Here is a 17,258-nt window from a genome sequence, read left to right as displayed (position 1 = left end):
GGCGCGAGGAACGCGGATCGCGGCGCCACGGCATTACCCCGTCTGCCGCGGCGGGCGTGGCCCGGGCCGGGTGCGGGAGGCGTTCCGGCCGGGCATGTCCTGGTCCAACACCGCCCCGGGTGTGGGCGCTGGTGGCGGGTGCGGGCACGAGGTTCTTCCATTGCCCGCGCAAGTGCCTGCCGTCGCTGCGTACGGGCTGGTTGCCGCCCGGAACGGCTTCCGGCGGCGCCCGCCGCACCCGATAATCCGTCGCCCGACACGGGTCGGAAGTCCGCGCCATCCCCGCGGATGGCGCTTCTCGCATGCGTCTTGAGCAAGGAACGTTTGTGGCGAAAGTCAGGGGGAATCCGCTAGTCAACTGCCCGCATTGCCAGCAGGCCATCGGCGATGAGCACCATCGCATCTGGTGCACCGCCTGCGGCAACAACCTGCCGCGCGAGGTCCTGGAACAGATCCCGGGCCTGCGCGCCGAACTGCAGCGGCTGGACCAGGAGGCGGCGGCGCGCGCGGCCGCGGCCGCCAGCGAGGTGCCGGACAGCGAGGGCCGGAACGCCAAGTTCCTGGGCCGGGCGCTGGGCTGGGTCACCGTGGTCGGCGCGGTGGTGTGCGTGGTCGGGTCCGGCTTCGATCCGTTCTGGATGCTGCTGGCCCTTGGCGGCACCCTCAACGGCCTGTTCTTCGGCTACCTGCTGTCCAAGGTCGGCAGCATCCTGCTGCACCTGGAGCGGCAGCAGGCGGCCGCCGCACCGGCCGCGCCGGCCGGCGAGGGCTGAGCCGCCGGCCGCGGCGCCGCGTTGCACGGGCGGCCACGCCGGGTGGCCGCCCGCTGCCTCAGCGGCCGAACAGGTGCTTGCGCTCTTCCTCGGTCAGCGGCTTGCCGGCGTTCGGGTTGACCTGCCGGGTCAGGGCGTAGGCGCGCTGGGTGGCCGGGCGTCCGGCGATGCTGGCGTGCCAGCGGCGCAGTTCCGGATACGGCTCCAGGTCCAGCGGGGCCCTGGTGTACGGATTGATCCAGGGATAGGCGGCCATGTCGGCGATGGTGTACTGGTCGCCGGCGATGAAGGCGCGGCCCTGCAGCCGCCTGTCGAGCACGCCCAGCAGGCGCTGCACCTCGCGGGTGTAGCGGTCGATGGCGTACTCGATCCTCTCCGGGGCGTAGACGGTGAAGTGGCCGTACTGGCCGGTCATCGGGCCCTGGCCGGCGATCTGCCAGGCCAGCCACTGGTCCACCTCGACGCGTCCACGCAGGCCTTCGCCGCCGAAGCGCCCGGTCTTGTCGGCCAGGTAGCGCAGGATCGCGCCGGACTCGAACACCGTGATCGGCTCGCCCAGGTCGTTGGGCTCGCGGTCGATGATCGCCGGCATCTTGTTGTTCGGCGAGAACGCCAGGAACTCCGGCCTGAACTGGTCGCCCTTGCCGATGTCCACCGGCTTGATGGTGTAGGGCAGGCCGGCTTCCTCCAGGAACAGGGTGATCTTGTGGCCGTTGGGGGTGGGCCAGTAATACAGCTCGATCATGCGCTTGCCTCCGCTTCGGAACGGCGAGTGTAGGGCCGCGGAGGGCATGGCCCCGTGGGCGCCGGTGGTCCGCTGCGTTGCAGCCGGGGCCCGCCGCCGGGACCGCCCCGGCGCCCGCCGGTCCGCCGGCCGCTTGGCAGCCGGGCCGGCGCGCCGCTAACCTGCGCCGTCTCTTCCGCAGTGCAGCACCCACCCATGTCGCAGCCCACGCCCCGCCGCCCGCTCAGTCCGCTGTCCTCGCTGATCTTCGCCTCGCGCTGGCTGCAGCTGCCGCTATACCTGGGCCTGATCCTGGCGCAGTGCGTCTACGTGTTCCTGTTCGCCAAGGAACTTTGGCACCTGGTCCACGACGCGCCGAGCATGGGCGAGCAGCAGATCATGCTGATCGTGCTGGGCCTGATCGACGTGGTGATGATCTCCAACCTGCTGGTGATGGTGATCGTCGGCGGCTACGAGACCTTCGTCTCGCGCCTGGGCCTGGAAGGCCACCCGGACCAGCCGGAGTGGCTGAGCCACGTCAACGCCTCGGTGCTGAAGGTGAAGCTGGCGATGGCGATCATCGGCATCTCCTCGATCCACCTGCTGAAGACCTTCATCGCCGCCGGCACCCTCAACGGCCTGCCGTTCTGCCCGCCGGAGCTGGTCGCCACCGCCGCCTCCAATGTCGGCGCCGCCCGCTGCAACGCGCTGACCACCGATGGCGTGCTGTGGCAGACCATCATCCATATCGTGTTCATCCTGTCGGCCATCGGCATCGCCTGGACCGACAAGCTGATGACCCACAACAGCCACAAGCGCGAGCACGGCAGCCACTGAGCCGTCGCGCCGCCCGCCGCGACCGCGCGGGACAGGAATGCCGGAGGGCCGCCGCAGGGCGGCCCTTCGTCGTTCATGTATCCGCGGAATCCGGCGCGGACGCACGCCGGGGCTGCCTCCGCTTCCCCTGCGGCAGGGCCCGGCGCATGAATCGCAGGCACGCGTCTCACGGCCTGCGCCCCCCGAACCCGTAAAATGCGCCCATGGATGTCTCCCACCTTCTCGACGGCCTCAACAGCGCCCAGCGCGAGGCCGTCTCGGCCCCGCCCGGCCATTACCTCGTGCTGGCCGGCGCCGGCTCCGGCAAGACCCGCGTCCTCACCCACCGCATCGCCTGGCTCAACGAGGTCCACGGCGTGCCGGCGCACGGGATCCTCGCGGTCACCTTCACCAACAAGGCCGCCGGCGAGATGCGTTCCCGCGCCGACATGCAGCTGCGCAACGGCAGCCGCGGCATGTGGATCGGTACCTTCCACGGCATCGCCCACCGCCTGCTGCGCCTGCACTGGAACGAGGCCAGGCTGCCGGAGTCGTTCCAGGTGCTGGACAGCGACGACCAGCAGCGCCTGGTCAAGCGCGTGGTGCAGCAGCTGGAGCTGGACGAGGGCCGCTTCCCGCCGCGCCAGATCGCCTGGTGGATCAACGCGCAGAAGGACGAGGGCCGCCGCCCGCAGCACATCCAGGCGGTCAACGACCCGTGGACCGAGTCCATGCGCCGCGCCTACGAGCTGTACCAGGAGCGCTGCGACCGCGCCGGCCTGGTCGACTTCGCCGAGCTGCTGCTGCGCGCGCACGAGCTGCTGCGCGACAACCCGGCCCTGCTGGGCCACTACCGCGCCCGCTTCCGCGAGCTGCTGATCGACGAGTTCCAGGACACCAACGCCATCCAGTACGCCTTCGTGCGCGTGCTGGCCGGCGACAGCGGCCGCGTGTTCGTGGTCGGCGACGACGACCAGGCCATCTACGGCTGGCGCGGCGCCAGGGTGGAGAACGTGCAGCAGTTCCTGCGCGATTTCCCCGGCGCGCAGACCATCCGCCTGGAGCAGAACTACCGCTCCACCGCCAACATCCTCAACGCTGCCAACGCGGTGATCGCGCACAACCCCGACCGCATCGGCAAGCAGCTGTGGACCGACAGCGGCGAGGGCGAGCCGGTGGACGTATACGCGGCCTACAACGAGATGGACGAGGCCCGCTTCGTGGTCGAGCGCATCCGCCAGTGGGTGCGCGACGGTGGCAGCTGGCGCGAGGCGGCGGTGCTGTACCGCTCCAACGCGCAGTCGCGCGCGCTGGAAGAGGTGCTGCTGTCCGAACAGGTGCCGTACCGCGTCTATGGCGGCATGCGCTTCTTCGAGCGCGCCGAGATCAAGGACACGTTGGCCTACCTGCGCCTGGTCGCCAGCCGCGCCGACGACGCCGCGTTCGAGCGCACGGTCAACACCCCGGCGCGCGGCATCGGCGACCGCACCCTGGACGAGATCCGGCGCCGCGCCCGCGAGCGCTCGCAGTCGCTGTGGGATGCGGCCACCGCGCTGGTGGCCGAGAACGCCCTGGCCGCGCGCGCGCGGAATGCCGTCGCCGGCTTCCTTGCCCTGATCGAGGCACTGGACGCGGAAACCGCCGACCTGGCGCTGAAGGACCGCGTGGACCACGTGCTGGCCCGCTCCGGCCTGCGCCAGCACTGGGCCAGCGAGGCCCGCGGCCAGCTCGACGCCGAGTCGCGCCTGGAGAACCTGGACGAGCTGGTGTCGGTGGCCTCGCGCTTCTCCCGCGCCGAGCTGGACGACGACCAGGAAAGCATGAGCGAGCTGGTCGCCTTCCTGTCCTATGCGGCGCTGGAGGCCGGCGAAGGCCAGGCCCAGGCCGACGAGGACGGGGTGCAGCTGATGACCCTGCATTCGGCCAAGGGCCTGGAATTCCCGCTGGTGTTCCTGGTCGGCGTGGAAGAGGGCGTGTTCCCCAGCAGCAAGTCGCTGGAGGAGCAGGGGCGGCTGGAGGAGGAGCGGCGCCTGGCGTACGTGGGCATCACCCGCGCGCGGCAGAAGCTGGTGCTGACCTATGCCGAGAGCCGCCGTATCCACGGCATGGACATGTACGGCCTGCCCTCGCGCTTCCTGCGCGAGATCCCCGGGCACCTGCTCAACGAGGTGCGCCCGCGGGTGCAGGTGGCGCGGCCGATGGCGGCGCCACCGCGCACCCAGGTGCACCCGGCGATCGAGGCCCCGGCCATCGCCCTGGGCCAGGCGGTGGTGCATCCCAGCTTCGGCCGCGGCGTGGTCACCGATTACGAGGGCAGCGGCGCCCACGCCCGGGTGCAGGTGAACTTCGACGACGCCGGCAGCAAGTGGCTGGTGCTGGCCTTCGCCAAGCTGCAGCCGGTCTGAGCCGGCGGCCCGGGCGGGGCGGCGGCGTATCTGCCGCCATCACGCCCGCGGGGGTGCAATATGCGCAGTCCCGCGCCTGGAGGCCGCCATGTACCGACGCATCCTGATCGCCACCGACGGTTCCGAGCTGGCCGGCAAGGGCCTGGACCACGGCCTGGACCTGGCCCGCGCGGTGGGCGCGCACGTGGTCGTGGTCACCGTGACCGAGCCGTGGATGCCGGCCTTCGACGACGCTCTTGCGCTGTCGGCCGATCCGGACATGCAGCGCGAATACCGTGAAGGCTGCGAGCGCTCGGCCCAGCGCATCCTCGCCGATGCCGCCGCCCAGGCAGCCGCCGCCGGCGTCGCCTGCACCACGGTGCACGTGCCCGACGGGCATCCTTCCGACGCCATCGTGCACGCCGCGGCCGAGCACGGCGCCGACCTGGTGGTGATGGCCTCGCACGGCCGGCGCGGCCTGGGCAAGGTGCTGCTGGGCAGCCAGACCGAGGCGGTGCTGGCGCGCTCGAAGGTGCCGGTACTGGTGGTGCGCTGAGCGCGTGGCTTCAGGCCGCGCCGCCAAGGTGCCCGTGCAGGATCGCCACGCCGATGGCGATCATCACGATGCCGCCGGCCAGCTCCGCGCGCTGCCCGACCAGCGCGCCGAACATGCGCCCGAGCAGGACGCCCAGGGTGACCATCACCATGGTGCACAGGCCGATGACCAGGGCGACCACGGCGATCGGCACGTCGAGGAAGGCCAGGCTCACGCCCACCGCCATGGCGTCGATGCTGGTGCCCAGCGCCAGCCCCAGCATGCTCCAGAAGCCGTGTCGGCGCGGCGCGCTCTCCGCCGAATCGGGACGGATGCCGTGCCAGATCATGTGCAGGCCCAGCAGCAACAGCAGGCCGAACGCGATCCAGTGGTCCCAGGCGGTGACGTAGCGCGCCGCAGCGGTGCCCAGCAGCCAGCCCAGGACCGGCGTGCTGCCCTCGACCAGGCCGAACAGCGCGCCGGTGCGCAGCGCCAGGCCGAAGCCGGGACGCTGCATCGCCGCGCCCTTGCCGACCGCCGCGGCGAACGCGTCGGTGGACATGGCCAGGCCGATCAGGAGGATGGAAAGCGGACGCATCGGGAGTACCGGGCTGGGCGACGGACACGGCCGGCTGGCGCCCAGCCGCGGACGCGTCAGCCAACCGTTGGTCTCGCCAGTCCTTGCGGTGTCCGCGCCACGGCCATGGGCCGAGTGTGTTGACGCGGACGCCCTGCCATTGCGGCGGGGCAGGCTACTCCCCAAACGAGGACGGACAGGATACCACGCAGGCCGTCATCGCCGCCGCGGCGGCACCGAGACGTGCAGGTGCCCGGGCACGTGCCAGCGCCAGGGGAACTCCACCGCGCGGCTGATGCCGATGCGCGGGCCGACCACGGGCGCATCCGGCGGCGGGGTGCCGTCGCAGGCGATCCACAGGCCACGGTCGCCGCCGACCAGGTCGGCGCCGTCGAACACGCCGGTGATGCCGAAGGCCTGCGACAGCTTGCCCGGGCCGCTGGCCAGGTCACGCTCGCGCCGCGCGCGTGGCCGCGCCTGGCGCATCAGCTCCACGCCTAGCAGTGGTTCGGCCGCGCGCAGCAGCACGCCGTAGCCCTGGCCGACCTCGCCGCACACCGCGTTGCTGCCCCAGTGCATGCCGTAGGTGAAGTACACGTACAGGTGCCCGGCCTCGCCGAACATGGTCGCCGTGCGCGTGGTGGGGCCGCGGAACGAGTGCGCCGCCGGGTCCTCGCTGCCGGCATAGGCCTCGACCTCGACGATGCGCGCGGCGCGGCCGTCGCTGCGCACCAGGATCTTGTTCAGCAGTTCGGGCGCCACCTCGGCCGGATGGCGGCGGTAGAACTCGCGCGGCAGCACCTGCCAGCCGGGGTCGGGGAGTTCGCTCACGGGCTCGGATGGGATCCGGGAAAACGGGCTGCAGCCTAGCGTGCCGGCGCGCGCCGGTGCGTCATTGCCGCCAGGGCATGGCCGCCGGCCCCCTGCCAAGCTGCACATGCGAAGGCGGAAAACGGGGTTAGCATCGGCGGACCGCGAGCCGCCAACGGAGTCCGTTCCATGAACACCTCTTCGCGTCGCCGCTTCCTCGCCCAGTCGTTGCTGGCCACCTCCGCCGTCGCCAGCGCCACCCTGCTGGGAACCCCGGGCCGGCTGTGGGCTGCCGGGCAATCCGGTGCTTCCCCGCTGCTGACCCGCCCGGTCCCGTCCACCGGCCAGCAGCTGCCGGTGATTGGCGCCGGCACCTCCGGCAGCTACGACGTGGACTTCGGTACGCCCGAATACCAGGCCCTGGAGGAGGTCGCGCGGATCTTCTTCGAGGGCGGCGGCGCGGTGATCGACACCTCGCCCAACTACGGCCGCTCCGATGCGGTGGTGGGCCGCCTGCTGGCCGACGGCGGCCGGCGCGATCGCTGTTTCCTGGCCACCAAGATCGCCGCCGACAGCCGCGAGGCGGCGCAGGCGCAGTGGGCCGAGTCGCTGCGCCGGCTGCGCACCGACCGCGTGGAACTGTTGCAGGTGCACAACATGCGCGACTGGCGCCGGCAGCTGCCCTACGCGCGCGAGCTCAAGGCCCAGGGCAAGGCGAAGTACGTGGGCATCACCCACTACACCGACGCCGGCCTGGCGGAAATGGAGCAGATCCTGCGCACGGAGGCGCTGGACTTCATCCAGATCCACTACTCGGTCAACTCCACCAACGCGGCGAAGACTGTGCTGCCGTTGGCGCGGGACCGCGGCGTGGCGGTCCTCATCAACCGCGCCTTCGACGACGGCCGCCTGTTCGCCCAGGTGCGCGGCAAACCGCTGCCCGGCTGGGCCGCCGAGGTCGGCGTGGGATCCTGGGCGCAGATGTTCCTGAAGTTCGCCATCAGCCATCCGGCGGTGACGGTGGTGATCCCGGCCACCGGCAAGCCGGAGCGCCAGCGCGACCAGCTCGCGGCCGGCACCGGCCCGCTGCTGGACCAGGCGCAGCAACGCGAGCTGGTGCGGATGTTCTCCGCCTGAGCCGGCGCCGATGACGTCCTCGCCGGATTCCGCCCGCCGCCAGCCCCTGCTGTCGCGCCTGTTCGGCGTGCAGCCGCACGAAGCGCCTGCGGTCGGCGCCGGCCTGGCGATGTTCTTCCTGCTGTTCACCGGCTACTTCATGCTGCGGCCGGTGCGCGAGACCTTCGGCGTGGCCGGGGGCGTGGACAACCTGCAATGGCTGTTCACCGGCACCTTCCTGGCCACGGTCGCGGTGCTGCCGGTATTCGGCTGGATCGCCTCGAAGGTGCCGCGGCGGCGGATCGTGCCCTGGGTGTTCGGCGCGGTGGTGGCGACCCTGCTGGGTTTCGGTGCCAGCCTGCTGCTGCAGCCGGAGAACGTCTGGGTCGGGCGCGCGTTCTACATCTGGGTCTCGGTGGTCAACCTGCTGCTGATCTCGCTGGCCTGGAGCGTGCTGGCCGACGTGTTCGCGCCTTCGGAAGCCAGGCGCCTGTTCGCCCTGGTCGCCTCCGGCGCCAGCGCCGGAGGCCTGCTGGGGCCGGTGCTGACCACCCTGCTGGTGGGGACGCTGGGCCACGGTGGCCTGCTGCTGCTGTCCTCGCTGCTGATCGGCGCCAGCGCCGCCACCGCGCTGTGGCTGCACCGCTGGCGCGACCGCCACCCGCTGCCGGCGCACGAGCGCGCGGCGGCACCGCCGCCGAAGCGGCTGGGCGGCAACCCGTTCGAGGGTGCCACCGACGTGTTCCGCTCGCCCTTCCTGCTGGGCATCTGCCTGTTCGTGGTGCTGCTGACCACGGTCACCACCTTCCTGTACTTCGAGCAGGCGCGGCTGGTGGCCGAGCTGTTCCCGCACCGCGAGCAGCAGACCCGGGTGTTCGGCCTGATCGATACCGTGGTCCAGGTGCTGGCCATCCTCACCCAGCTGTTCGTCACCGGCCACGTGGCCAGGAAGCTGGGCGTGGGCGTGCTGCTGGTGGCGGTGCCGCTGGTGATGGCCGCCGGCTTCCTGTGGCTGGCGCTGGCGCCGGTGTTCGCGGTGTTCGTGGTGGTGATGGTCGCCCGCCGCGCCGGCGAGTACGCGCTGGTGCGCCCGGGCCGGGAAATGCTCTACACGGTCGTGCCGGCGGCGCAGAAGTACAAGGCCAAGAACTTCATCGACACCGCGGTCTACCGCGGCGGCGACGCGCTCTCGGCCTGGGTCAAGCGCATGCTCGACCTGCTGGGCGAGCACCCGTCGCTGGCGTTGTTCATCGGCGCCGGCGTGGCCCTGGTCTGGGCCGGCACCGGCGTGGCCCTGGGCCGCGCCCAGCGCCGGCGCGAGGCGGCGGCGCAGTAGCGGGGCACGGCGCCGGTTCAGGGCGCCGCGGCCTCCGCCTCCAGCTCGAGGAACCCGCCGGACTGGCGCTGCCACAGCTGCGCGTACAGCCCGCCGGCGGCCAGTAGCTGCTCGTGCGTGCCCTGCTCGACGATCCGGCCCTGGTCCATCACCACCAGCCGGTCCATCGCCGCGATGGTCGACAGGCGGTGGGCGATGGCGATCACCGTCTTGCCCTGCATCAGCCGGTACAGGTTCTCCTGGATCACCGCCTCGACCTCCGAGTCCAGCGCCGAGGTGGCCTCGTCCAGCACCAGGATCGGCGCGTTCTTCAGCAGCACGCGGGCGATGGCGATGCGCTGGCGCTGGCCGCCGGACAGCTTGACGCCGCGCTCGCCGACCTGGGCGTCGTAGCCGCGGCGGCCCTTGGCGTCGACCAGTTCCATGATGAAGTCGTGGGCATTGGCCTGGCGCGCGGCCTCGACCATCTCCTCCTCGGTGGCGTCGGGGCGGCCGTACATGATGTTCTCGCGCACCGAGCGGTGCAGCAGCGAGGTGTCCTGGGTGACCACGCCGATCGCCGCGCGCAGCGAATCCTGGGTGACCGTGGCGATGTCGGTGCCGTCGACCAGGATGCGCCCGCCCTCGCGGTCGTAGAAGCGCAGCAGCAGGTTCACCAGGGTGGACTTGCCGGCGCCGGAGCGGCCGACCAGGCCGACCTTCTCGCCCGGCCGCACGTGCAGGTCCAGGCCCTCGATCACGCCGCCCTTCTTGCCGTAGTGGAAGGTCACGTGGTCGAAGCGGATGTCGCCGCGCACCGGGCCGATCGCCTTCGCCTCGGGCCTGTCGTCCACCGCGGCCGGCAGGGCGATGGAGTTGATGCCGTCCTGCACCGTGCCGATGTTCTCGAACAGCGCCGACATCTCCCACATGATCCACTGCGACATGCCCATCAGGCGCAGCACGAAGGCGATGGCCACGGCGATCGCGCCCACGCTCACCGCGTCCTGCATCCACAGGCCGATGCCGCTGGCGGCCACCGCGAACAGCAGCAGCATGTTGAGGGTGTCGTTGCTGACGTTGACGAAGGTCGCCAGCCGCATCTGCCGGTGCACGGTGCCGAGGAACTGGTCCATCGAGCCGCGCGCGTACTCCTCCTCGCGGCGCGAGTGCGAGAACAGCTTGACCGTGGCGATGTTGGTGTAGCTGTCCACGATCCGGCCGGTCATGGTCGAGCGCGCGTCGGCCTGCTCCTGGGCGACCTTGTTCAGGCGCGGGATCGCGTAGCGCAGCAGCGCCGCGTAGGCGACCAGCCAGCCGGCGAACGGCAGCATCAGCCGCCAGTCGGCCGAGGCCGCCACCAGCAGCGCGCCGCCGAAGTACACGACCACGTAGTTGCCCACGTCCAGCAGCTTGATCACCGTCTCGCGCACCGCCAGCGAGGTCTGCATCAGCTTGGTGGCGATGCGCCCGGCGAACTCGTCCTGGAAGTAGCCCATGGACTGGCGCAGCAGGTAGCGGTGCACCCGCCAGCGGATGCGCATGGGGAAGTTGCCCAGCAGGGTCTGGTGGATCACCAGCGAGCTGAGCAGGTTCAGCGCCGGCATCACCACCAGCACCACCGCGGCCATGGCGGCGAACTTCCAGCCTTCCTCGGCCAGGAAGGTGGCCGGCGTGTGGCTGGACAGGCGGTCCACGATCGAGCCGGTGAACGCGTACAGCGACACCTCGGTCACCGCGATCGCGGTGGTCAGCACCGCCATCAGCGCCAGCCACGGCTCGGTGCCGCGGGTGTAGTGCCGGCAGAACGCGTACAGCGAGCGTGGCGGCTGCACCACCGGCGCCGGCGGGTACGGGTCGATGCGGCGTTCGAACCAGCGGAACAGCCAGCTGCGGCGGGACGGGGTCGGTTGGGCGGGTGCGTCCATCGGGGATCTGCGGGGGCCGTTCAGGCGGCGGCGTCGTAGGGAATCAGGAGGCGGGCCTGGCGCAGCGCGCCGGCCCACCAGCGCAGGCGCCACAGGGCCAGGCGCATCGCCTTGTGCGCGGGGTGCCCGCCCGGCAGCGTGCCGTCGGCGGCGAACTGGTCGCGCGCGTGGGCGAAGCTGACGCCGTCGCGCAGCGGCACCGCGTGCAGGCTGGCGAACACCTGCCGCAGCTGCTCCACCGCGCACAGCCCGCGGGAAAGGCCGCCGTAGGAGATGAAGGCCACCGGCTTGGCCTGCCAGGGGATGTAGACCGCGTCGATCATTGCCTTGAGCGCGGCCGGGTAGCCGTGATTGTACTCCGGGGTCACCACCAGGAATGCGTCCGCCTCGCGGACCTTGCGTTCCAGCGCCGCGCCGTCGCGGCCCTCCGGGGTGGCCGGGTCGAGGCGGTCGATGCTCCAGCCGCCCATCGCCTCGGCGTGGGCGACGGCCCAGGCGGCGATGGTGTCGCAGAAGCGCTGGCGGCGGTCGCTGCCGTACAGCAGGGCAAGGCGCAGGGTGGGGTCGGGCATGCGCGGACGCTCCTCGTCTTGGGGGTGTGGCAGGCTAGGACCTCAAGCAAACTTGAGGTCAAGCGATGGCGGCATCCCGCGGTCCGGCGCATCCGCGCGGCGGCGACTGGCTGAGCGTGGGCGAGGTGGCCAGGCGCAGCGGCCTGGCGGTTTCCGCGCTGCATTTCTACGAGGCCCGCGGCCTGATCCGCAGCGAGCGCAGCGCCGGCAACCAGCGCCGCTACCCGCGCGCGGTGCTGCGCCGGGTGGCGCTTATCAAGGTGGCGCAGCGCGCCGGCATCCCCCTGGCGGAGATCGCGCAGGCGCTGGCGACCCTGCCGCAGGACAAGGTGCCGACCCGCGCCGACTGGCGGCGGCTGTCGCACAAGTGGCGCGCCGAACTGGACGCGCGGATCGAGCGCCTGGTGCGCCTGCGCGACCAGCTGGACAGCTGCATCGGCTGCGGCTGCCTGTCGCTGCGCGAGTGCCCGCTGCGCAACCCGGGCGACGTGCTGGGCCGGCAGGGTCCGGGCGCGCGCCGGCTGGAGCCGGGCTGAGCCCGGCGCGGCTCACCAGGAGAACAGCTTCCAGTAGACCTGCGGCAGGTCCTCGGCGTCGTCGCGGTCCAGGGTGCCGTCGCCGTCGCGGTCGTACAGGTAGTACGCCGGGCCGCGCACCGGGGTGATGCGGACCATGCGCAGCTGGCCGGCCACGCGGTACTCGTCCACCCGGTCGCCATTCTCCAGCACCCGGCTGGCGACCTCCGCCCCGCTGACGTCCACCGGTGCGTCGGCGGTGGCGGTGGTGGCGCAGCCAGCGAGCAGGAGGCTGGCCAGCGTGGCGGCGGTCAGGATCGGCGTGCGCATCGCGGGTTCTCCGTGTGGACGCGGTCATTATGCGCCAGCCGGGCGCGCGCGCCGCGCCGTTCCCGGCCGGTACCGGCACGGGCCGCTAGAATGCCCCGATGAAACGGCTCATCCTGATCGACGGCTCCAGCTACCTCTACCGCGCCTTCCACGCGCTGCCGCCGCTGACCAACGCCGCCGGCGAGCCCACCGGCGCGCTGTTCGGCGTGGTCAACATGCTGCGGGCCACGCTCAAGGAGAAGCCCGACTACGTCGCCTTCGTGGTCGACGCCCCGGGCAAGACCTTCCGCGACGAGCTGTACCCGCAGTACAAGGCCAACCGCCCGCCGATGCCCGAGGAACTGCGCGCCCAGGTGCAGCCGATGTGCGACATCGTCCAGGCGCTGGGCATCGACATCCTGCGGGTGGAAGGGGTGGAGGCCGACGACGTGATCGGCACCCTGGCCACCCGCGGTGCCGACGCCGGCATGGAGGTGACCATCTCCACCGGCGACAAGGACTTCGCCCAGCTGGTGCGCGAGCCCGGCAGGGGCGCCGGTTCGATCGCCCTGGTCAACACCATGACCGGAAGCCGCATGGATTCGGACGCGGCGGTGATGGAGAAGTTCGGGGTGCCGGCCGGGCGCATCGTCGACCTGCTGGCGCTGATGGGCGACACCATCGACAACGTCCCCGGGGTGGAGAAGTGCGGCCCCAAGACCGCGGCCAAGTGGCTGGCCGAGTACGGCTCGCTGGACGGGGTGATCGCCGCCGCGCCCTCGATCAAGGGCAAGATCGGCGACAACCTGCGCGCGGCCCTGGACCGCCTGCCGCTCAACCGCGAGCTGGTGACCATCCGCACCGACGTGGCCCTGGCCCAGGGTCCGGAGGCGCTGGTGCTGCGCCAGCCGGACGTGGACACCCTGCGCGCGCTGTACGCCCGCTACGGCTTCAACCAGGCCCTGCGCGAGCTGGAAGGCGGCGCGGCCACCGGCAACGTGGCCGAGAAGGAGCCCGGCCGCGCCCGCGGCACCGGTTTCGCCACCGCCGCGGCCGCCGCCCCGGAGGGCCTGGACCCGGCCCTGGCCGCGCCCGGCCAGTACGAGACCATCACCACGGTCGAGCAGCTGCAGGCCTGGATCGCGGCCCTGCGCGCCGCCGGCAGCTTCGCCCTGGACACGGAGACCGACAGCCTCGACCCGATGCGCGCGCGCCTGGTCGGCCTGAGCTTCGCCGCCGAACCCGGCCGCGCCGCGTACCTGCCGCTGGGCCACGACTATCCCGGCGCGCCGGCGCAGCTGGAGCGTGGCCAGGCCCTGGACCTGCTGCGCCCGCTGCTGGCCGACCCGGCGGTGCGCAAGCTGGGCCAGCACGGCAAGTACGACCTGCACGTGCTGCGCCGGCACGGCGTGCCGGTGGCCGGCTACGCCGACGACACCCTGCTGGAGAGCTTCGTGCTCGATTCCGGCAACGCCCGCCATGACATGGACAGCCTGGCCCTGCGCCACCTCGGCTACACCACGGTCAAGTACGAGGACATCTGCGGCAAGGGCGCCAAGCAGATCCCGTTCTCGCAGTGCGCGCTGGAGGACGCCACCCGCTACGCCGCCGAGGACGCCGACATCACCCTGCGCCTGCACCGGGTGCTGTCGGCGCGCCTGCAGGGCGAGCCGCAGCTGCAGGCCGTGTACCGCGACATCGAGATGCCGCTGGTGCAGGTGCTGGAGCGGATCGAGGCCAACGGCGTGCTGGTGGACATGGAGGAGCTGCGCCGGCAGAGCGCGGACCTGTCGCGGCGGATGCTGGAGGCGCAGGAGCGCGCCACCGCACTGGCCGGGCGCAGCTTCAACCTGGACTCGCCCAAGCAGCTGTGCGCGCTGCTGTTCGACGAGCTGAAGCTGCCGGCGCTGGTGAAGACGCCCAAGGGCCAGCCCTCGACCAACGAAGAGGCGCTGGAGGCGATCGCCGACCTGCACGAGCTGCCGCGGATCATCCTCGAGTACCGCGGCCTGGCCAAGCTGCGCAGCACCTACACCGACAAGCTGCCGGAGATGGTCAACCCGGAGACCGGCCGGGTGCACACCAGCTACCACCAGGCCGGCGCGGCCACCGGCCGGCTGTCCTCGTCCGATCCGAACCTGCAGAACATCCCGATCCGCACCGACGACGGCCGCCGCATCCGCCGTGCCTTCGTCGCCCCGCCCGGGCGCAAGCTGGTGGCCTGCGACTACTCGCAGATCGAGCTGCGGATCATGGCCCATCTGTCGCAGGACGCGGGCCTGCTGCGCGCCTTCGCCTCCGGCGCCGACATCCACCGCGCCACCGCGGCGGAGGTGTTCGGGCGGCCGCTGGAGGAGGTGACGGTCAACGAGCGCCGAGCCGCCAAGGCGATCAACTTCGGCCTGATGTACGGCATGGGTGCGTTCGGCCTGGCGCGCCAGCTGGGCATCGACCGCGGCCAGGCGCAGGACTACATTGCCCTGTACTTCAGCCGCTACCCGGGCGTGCGCGACTACATGGAGCGCACCCGCGAGCAGGCGCGCGAGCGCGGCTTCGTCGAGACCGTGTTCGGCCGCCGCCTGCACCTGGAGTACATCAACGCGCGCAACGCGGCCCAGCGCGCCGGCGCCGAGCGCGCGGCGATCAACGCGCCGATGCAGGGCACGGCGGCGGACATCATCAAGCGCGCGATGATCGCGGTGGACGCGTGGCTGGCGCCGCACGCCGACCGCGCGCGCATGCTGCTGCAGGTCCACGACGAACTGGTGTTCGAGGCCGACGAGTCGTTCGTGCCGGAGCTGGTGGAACGGGTGCGGGAACGGATGTCGGCGGCGGCGCAACTGAGCGTGCCGCTGGTGGTGGACGTGGGCGTGGGCGACAACTGGGACGAGGCGCACTGAACGCCCGGTTTCACGAGGGTTTCACCCGAATCTGTATGCTTCAGTCAGAAACCGCTTCGCGCTACTGAATCCGGCCTAAACGGGACCGGTTTTCCAGAATTTTCTTCACGAAACATCAATGTCCCCCGTGCTTTCATAACCCTCGACAGGTGCAACGCCTGTCGCGGATCTCTCCCTTCCCCTGGAGTAGATCTACTGGAACGGGGGCTCCTCCCCAAGCCGTCGTTCCTCGGCCCCGCCAACCTCCCCCTGGTTGGCGGGGCTTCTTGTTTCCGGCGTCCGCTCGTGCGCGCCCCTGCCGGGACGTCGCCGCGCCTGGCGCGGCGGGCATCCCCCATGCCCCTGTCCCCGGTAACGCCGGAAGCTCCCAGGCGGCCGCAGCCGCTATCCCCTGGTGTGTCAGGTCTCCTGCGCCAGCCAGTCGCGCGGTACCAGGTACTCGCGCAGGCGGGCTTCCGCGCTGCCTTCCTCGGGCTGGTAGCCGTATTCCCAGCGCACGCGCGGGGGCAGGCTCATCAGGATCGATTCGGTGCGGCCGCCGCTCTGCAGGCCGAACAGGGTGCCGCGGTCGTAGACCAGGTTGAACTCCACGTAGCGGCCGCGGCGGTACAGCTGGAACTCGCGCTCGCGCTCGCCGTACGGGGTGTCCTTGCGGCGCTCGACGATCGGCAGGTAGGCGTCGAGGAAGCCGTCGCCGACCGCGCGCAGGTAGGCGAAGTCGCGCTCGAAGTCCTCGTGCAGGTCGTCGAAGAACAGGCCGCCCACGCCGCGGGTCTCGTTGCGGTGGCGCAGGAAGAAGTAGTCGTCGCACCAGCGCTTGTGCCGCTCGTAGCGGTCGGCGCCGAACGGCGCGCACAGCTCGAAGGCGGTGCGGTGCCAGTGCTGGATGTCCTCGTCGAACGGGTAGAACGGGGTCAGGTCGAAGCCGCCGCCGAACCACCAGGCCACCGTCTCGCCGTCGCGCTGGGCCTGGAAGTGGCGCACATTGGCATGGGTGGTGGGCAGGTACGGGTTGCGCGGATGGAACACGAGCGACACGCCGGTGGCGCGCCAGGAGGCGCCGGCCAGTTCCGGCCGGGCAGCGCTGGCCGAGGGCGGCAGGCGGCTGCCGGAGACGTCGGAGAAGCCGATGCCGGCCTGCTCGAACACCGCGCCCTCGCGCAGCACGCGGGTGCGGCCGCCGCCGGCATGGGTGCTGGCGCCGGGCTCGCCGGGGCGGGTCCAGGCGTCCTCGACGAAGCGGGCCTTGCCGTCGGCTGCCTCGATGGCCGCGCAGATGCGGTCCTGCAGTCCGGTCAGGTAGTCCCTGACGAGCTCGAAGTTCGGATCCATGGGTGCATTCTAGCGGGCGACCCGGGCCTGCCCTTGATCGGGATCAAGGGCTTGCCGGGTCGCGGTGGAATTCGGCCCGCACCTGCGGGGTGCAAAGCTTCCAGGCCAGCCAGCCATGCAGGCCGGCGAAGGCCAGCGCGGTGGCCGTCGCGGTGACCAGCGAGACGATCCGGTTGGCCTGCATCTGGGCCATGAATTCGCGGCCCTCGCGGCTGTCCAGGAACTCCTGCGGGAACATCCCGACCATGCCGTCGAAGAACTGGCCGACCAGCGCCAGCGAGGCGAAGTTGAGCAGGGCGGTGGCCAGCAGGAAGGCGATGAAGGTCCAGCGTGCCCAGTCCCGGCGCCGCAGCAGGCCCCAGGACGAGACCAGGAACAGGCCCGACAGCAGCAGCCCCAGCAGCGACAGCAGGCGCCGCTGCTCCAGCATCCAGGCCACCGCCGGGGGCACGGCGGCGTGGCTGGCGATCCGGGCCACGGTGGCGTCGCCCACCGCCAGGGCCAGCGCCGCCTGTGCCAGCGAGCCGAGCACCGCCAGCGCCGCCAGCAGCATCGAGATGCGGGCCAGCACGCTGACGAAGCCGTTGCGCGGCAAGGGCGGCGGTGCGTTCATGGATCCGTTCCCCGGGTCGACCGCTGCATTGTGCCGAAA

Annotated in this window: 16 protein-coding genes and 1 riboswitch; of the genes, 8 read left to right on the top strand and 8 right to left on the bottom strand. The window is 71.7% G+C overall.

The window, feature by feature from the left end:
* Positions 1-326 precede the first annotated feature (326 nt).
* Positions 327-773 carry a zinc ribbon domain-containing protein gene (locus EIM47_RS15190; RefSeq protein ID WP_019398325.1) on the top strand — a complete coding sequence of 149 codons (447 nt, stop codon included), beginning with the start codon at positions 327-329 and terminating at the stop codon, positions 771-773.
* A 58-nt stretch (positions 774-831) separates the two neighbouring features.
* Here the strand turns inward: EIM47_RS15190 and EIM47_RS15185 are convergent, their stop codons facing one another.
* Positions 832-1,518 (bottom strand): glutathione binding-like protein, encoded by a 687-nt coding sequence (locus tag EIM47_RS15185; RefSeq protein ID WP_125077379.1) that lies wholly within the window; start codon positions 1,516-1,518, stop codon positions 832-834.
* Between the two features lie 195 nt (positions 1,519-1,713).
* On the opposite strand from EIM47_RS15185, the gene EIM47_RS15180 reads away from it, so the two are divergent.
* From EIM47_RS15180 to EIM47_RS15170, 3 genes are all read left to right on the top strand, one after another.
* On the top strand, positions 1,714-2,334 hold the full coding sequence (locus EIM47_RS15180; protein ID WP_019398323.1) for a TIGR00645 family protein: 621 nt from the start codon (positions 1,714-1,716) through the stop codon (positions 2,332-2,334).
* 203 nt (positions 2,335-2,537) lie between these two features.
* Positions 2,538-4,718 (top strand): DNA helicase II, encoded by a 2,181-nt coding sequence (gene uvrD / locus EIM47_RS15175; protein WP_125077378.1) that lies wholly within the window; start codon positions 2,538-2,540, stop codon positions 4,716-4,718.
* Positions 4,719-4,806: 88 nt separating this feature from the next.
* Positions 4,807-5,253, top strand: a complete 447-nt coding sequence (locus EIM47_RS15170) for a universal stress protein (RefSeq protein ID WP_125077377.1) — start codon at positions 4,807-4,809, stop codon at positions 5,251-5,253.
* 10 nt (positions 5,254-5,263) lie between these two features.
* On the opposite strand, the gene EIM47_RS15165 is transcribed toward EIM47_RS15170, so the two are convergent.
* Both EIM47_RS15165 and EIM47_RS15160 read right to left on the bottom strand, forming a co-directional pair.
* Complete coding sequence (locus tag EIM47_RS15165) at positions 5,264-5,830, bottom strand: manganese efflux pump MntP family protein (protein WP_125077376.1); 567 nt, start codon at positions 5,828-5,830, stop codon at positions 5,264-5,266.
* A 44-nt stretch (positions 5,831-5,874) separates the two neighbouring features.
* Positions 5,875-6,001, bottom strand: a riboswitch (yybP-ykoY riboswitch).
* Positions 6,002-6,025: 24 nt separating this feature from the next.
* Complete coding sequence (locus EIM47_RS15160; protein ID WP_125077375.1) at positions 6,026-6,640, bottom strand: DNA-3-methyladenine glycosylase; 615 nt, start codon at positions 6,638-6,640, stop codon at positions 6,026-6,028.
* A 168-nt stretch (positions 6,641-6,808) separates the two neighbouring features.
* Here EIM47_RS15160 and EIM47_RS15155 point away from each other — a divergent pair, with 168 nt between their 5' ends.
* Both EIM47_RS15155 and EIM47_RS15150 read left to right on the top strand, forming a co-directional pair.
* On the top strand, positions 6,809-7,756 hold the full coding sequence (locus tag EIM47_RS15155; RefSeq protein WP_125077374.1) for an aldo/keto reductase: 948 nt from the start codon (positions 6,809-6,811) through the stop codon (positions 7,754-7,756).
* 10 nt (positions 7,757-7,766) lie between these two features.
* Positions 7,767-9,071: an MFS transporter gene (locus EIM47_RS15150; protein ID WP_028915198.1), complete on the top strand. Its 1,305-nt coding sequence runs from the start codon at positions 7,767-7,769 to the stop codon at positions 9,069-9,071.
* Positions 9,072-9,088: 17 nt separating this feature from the next.
* On the opposite strand, the gene EIM47_RS15145 is transcribed toward EIM47_RS15150, so the two are convergent.
* On the bottom strand, positions 9,089-10,936 hold the full coding sequence (locus tag EIM47_RS15145) for an ABC transporter ATP-binding protein (protein ID WP_199728414.1): 1,848 nt from the start codon (positions 10,934-10,936) through the stop codon (positions 9,089-9,091).
* Positions 10,937-10,998: 62 nt separating this feature from the next.
* On the bottom strand, positions 10,999-11,550 hold the full coding sequence (locus EIM47_RS15140) for an NAD(P)H-dependent oxidoreductase (protein WP_019398315.1): 552 nt from the start codon (positions 11,548-11,550) through the stop codon (positions 10,999-11,001).
* Positions 11,551-11,615: 65 nt separating this feature from the next.
* On the opposite strand from EIM47_RS15140, the gene soxR reads away from it, so the two are divergent.
* Positions 11,616-12,086: a redox-sensitive transcriptional activator SoxR gene (gene soxR, locus EIM47_RS15135; protein ID WP_125077372.1), complete on the top strand. Its 471-nt coding sequence runs from the start codon at positions 11,616-11,618 to the stop codon at positions 12,084-12,086.
* A 12-nt stretch (positions 12,087-12,098) separates the two neighbouring features.
* On the opposite strand, the gene EIM47_RS15130 is transcribed toward soxR, so the two are convergent.
* Entirely contained in the window at positions 12,099-12,395 is a 297-nt protein-coding gene (locus EIM47_RS15130) for a DUF2782 domain-containing protein (protein ID WP_028915195.1), read from the bottom strand.
* Between the two features lie 98 nt (positions 12,396-12,493).
* Here EIM47_RS15130 and polA point away from each other — a divergent pair, with 98 nt between their 5' ends.
* Positions 12,494-15,274 carry a DNA polymerase I gene (polA, locus tag EIM47_RS15125; RefSeq protein WP_125077371.1) on the top strand — a complete coding sequence of 927 codons (2,781 nt, stop codon included), beginning with the start codon at positions 12,494-12,496 and terminating at the stop codon, positions 15,272-15,274.
* A 399-nt stretch (positions 15,275-15,673) separates the two neighbouring features.
* Here polA and hemF read toward each other — a convergent pair whose 3' ends face one another.
* Positions 15,674-16,606 (bottom strand): oxygen-dependent coproporphyrinogen oxidase, encoded by a 933-nt coding sequence (gene hemF / locus EIM47_RS15120; protein WP_019398311.1) that lies wholly within the window; start codon positions 16,604-16,606, stop codon positions 15,674-15,676.
* A gap of 43 nt (positions 16,607-16,649) precedes the next feature.
* Positions 16,650-17,219 carry a hypothetical protein gene (locus EIM47_RS15115; RefSeq protein WP_019398310.1) on the bottom strand — a complete coding sequence of 190 codons (570 nt, stop codon included), beginning with the start codon at positions 17,217-17,219 and terminating at the stop codon, positions 16,650-16,652.
* Between the last annotated feature and the right edge of the window lie 39 nt (positions 17,220-17,258).

Origin of the sequence: Pseudoxanthomonas sp. SGT-18, from assembly GCF_003931645.1 — a bacterium.
In the GTDB taxonomy this organism is placed as follows: Bacteria; Pseudomonadota; Gammaproteobacteria; order Xanthomonadales; family Xanthomonadaceae; genus Pseudoxanthomonas.
Note: the sequence above shows the minus strand (reverse complement) of the source record. Positions and strands in the feature narration are given on the sequence as shown.